General features: G+C 38.6%; 1 protein-coding gene. It reads right to left on the reverse strand.

The window, feature by feature from the left end; genetic code table 11:
* Positions 1-233, reverse strand: a 233-nt coding sequence (locus tag ACWNT5_RS24350) for a hypothetical protein (protein WP_456518876.1), incomplete at both ends; no start/stop codon positions are given.

Raw genomic sequence — 233 nt, forward strand, 5'->3', positions numbered from 1 at the left:
GTAGTAATAACCTCTGTATAATCACCTGGCTCACTAGCACTACCATCTGTAGTAACTATATCTATAACCGTATCTACACTACTCGCTACATCAATACTTACTGTAACTGTAGCATTACCTACATCCTCTGCAACTGTAATATCGCTAATACTAACCGTAGGAGTATTATCATTATCGGTAATCGTTACCGTACCACTTGGATCGGTATTACTCGTATTACCACTGGTAACTGT

The sequence above is a fragment of the Aquimarina sp. 433 genome (genome assembly GCF_054054605.1).